This window comes from Streptomyces sp. AM25 (assembly GCF_058146165.1).
The window spans coordinates 1-2,159 of the sequence record NZ_JBKIWN010000116.1 but is presented as its reverse complement, the minus strand read 5'-3'; the positions used below and the strand labels follow the sequence as shown (position 1 = coordinate 2,159).

The following is a 2,159-nucleotide window of genomic DNA, read 5'->3' as shown; positions in this document are numbered from 1 at the left end:
AAATGTGAAAGAAAGCCCTGACGGGGAACTCCGGTTCCCTGTCAGGGCTTTCTTGTTTTTCCGGGCACTGTCTCCGCCGGGGTGGGAGGATGTACGCCCAAGGCCGCAGAACCCAAGCCCAGCGCAGCGAAGAGGTGAGCCCCGTGCCGACGCACGTGCCGCAGACGCAGACCGTCGCCGTCCTCGGAACCGGAAAGATCGGCGAGGCGTTGCTCAGCGGCATGATCCGGGCCGGCTGGTCGCCGGCCGACCTGCTGTGCACGGCCCGCCGCCCCGAGCGCGCCGAGGCGCTCCGCGCCCGCTACGGCGTCGAGGCCGTCGGCAACGTCGACGCCGCCAAGGCCGCCGACACCCTGATCCTCGCCGTCAAGCCGCAGGACATGGCCGTGCTCCTCGACGAGCTCGCCCCGCACCTGCCCACCGACCGGCTGGTCATCAGCGCGGCGGCCGGCGTGCCCACGGCCTTCTTCGAGGAGCGGCTCCCTGCCGGCACCCCGGTCGTCCGGGTCATGCCGAACACCCCCGTCCTGGTCGACGAGGGCATGTCCGTCATCTCCGCCGGATCGCACGCTTCCGAGGAGCACCTGCTCCGGGCCGAGGCCATCTTCAAGCCCGTCGGCAAGACGTTGCGCGTTCCCGAGTCCCAGCAGGATGCGGCCACCGCGCTTTCCGGCTCGGGTCCCGCCTACTTCTACTACCTCGTCGAGGCCATGACGGACGCCGGCATCCTGCTCGGGCTGCCGCGCGACAAGGCCCACGACCTGATCGTCCAGGCCGCCATCGGCGCCGCCGTCATGCTGCGCGACAGCGGCGAACACCCCGTCAAGCTCCGCGAGGCCGTCACCTCGCCGGCCGGCACCACGATCAGCGCCATCCGCGAGCTGGAGAAGCACGGCGTGCGGCATGCCCTCCTCGCCGCGTTGGAGGCCGCCCGCGACCGCAGCCGCGAGCTGGCCTCCGGCAACGGCTGACGAGCCGCCGCCCGCCCCGTCTCCGTTTCAAACGGACGGAAGGAGCCCGATCGCCCGGTACGCGGCGTCGACGGTCGGGCGTGCCAGCGCCCGCGCGCGCTCCGCGCCCTCGCGCAGCACACCGTCGACGTACGCCGGGTCGGCGGTCAGCGCAGCGTGCCGCTCCTGCAACGGGCGCAGCACTTCGAGAACCGCCTCGGCGGTGTCCTTCTTCAGCGCGCCGTACGAGTCGTAGCCGGCGGCGAGGTTCTCCGGCTCGCCGCCCGTACAGGCCGCCAGGATTTCCAGCAGGTTCGCGACACCGGGCCGCGTCTCCCGGTCGTACACGACGTCGGTCCCGCTGTCCGTCACCGCGCGCATGATCTTCTTGCGCGCGACCTCGGGCTCGTCGAGGAGATAGACGATCCCTGAGGTCTCCCCGTGCGACTTCCCCATCTTGGCGGTGGGGTTCTGGAGATCCATGACCCGTGCCGCCACGGTCGGGAGTACTGCCTTCGGCACGGTGAAGGTGTGGCCGTACCGCTGGTTGAAGCGCACGGCCAGGTCCCGGGTGAGCTCCACGTGCTGGGCCTGGTCCTCGCCCACCGGGACTTCGCCGGCTCCGTAGGCCAGGATGTCCGCGGCCATCAGCACGGGATACGTCAGCAGGGACAGCCGCACGCTCCCGCCCGACTCCCGCTCGCGCGCCGACTTCTCCTTGTACTGGATCATCCGGCGCATCTCGCCGTCGGTGGCGGTGCACTCGAGCAGATAGGACAGCCGGGTGTGCTCGTCCACATGGCTCTGCACGAAGAGTGTGCACAACTCCGGGTCCAGCCCCGCCGCCAGGAACAGCGTCGCCGTCTGCCGGCTCAGCCTCCGTACGCGGGCGGGGTCGTGCTCGACGGTCAGCGCGTGCAGGTCGACGACACAGAAGAGGGCGTCGGCCCGGTGCTGGTCCGTCTCGACCCACTGGCGGATGGCGCCCAGGTAGTTGCCCAGGGTCAGGTGGCCGGTCGGCTTGACGCCGCTGAAGATGCGGGTGGACTTCGGGGTGGTCATGAGAGCTGTCTCCTGGTGGACGGGACCACCGCCACGGACAGCAAAACGGCCGCCGAGGCGGCGGCCGTTGAGTGCATGCGAGGTACGCACAGGGGGTGGGCCGCCGTCAGGCGGCCCACCACAGCTGAGGACGGGCATGCATGGTCA

2 protein-coding genes are annotated in these 2,159 nt (G+C 70.7%); one reads left to right on the top strand and one right to left on the bottom strand.

Annotated elements, in window-relative coordinates; genetic code table 11:
• Positions 1-143 precede the first annotated feature (143 nt).
• On the top strand, positions 144-971 hold the full coding sequence (gene proC, locus ACLHRZ_RS37075; protein WP_490422984.1) for a pyrroline-5-carboxylate reductase: 828 nt from the start codon (positions 144-146) through the stop codon (positions 969-971).
• A gap of 27 nt (positions 972-998) precedes the next feature.
• Here proC and trpS read toward each other — a convergent pair whose 3' ends face one another.
• Positions 999-2,012, bottom strand: a complete 1,014-nt coding sequence (gene trpS / locus ACLHRZ_RS37070; RefSeq protein WP_490422983.1) for a tryptophan--tRNA ligase — start codon at positions 2,010-2,012, stop codon at positions 999-1,001.
• Positions 2,013-2,159: the final 147 nt, after the last annotated feature.

What these genes read in the sequence shown, in the direction of transcription:
- trpS (WP_490422983.1), bottom strand. Translation starts at nt 2,012, where the DNA reads ATGACCACCCCGAAGTCCACCCGCATCTTCAGCGGCGTCAAGCCGACC.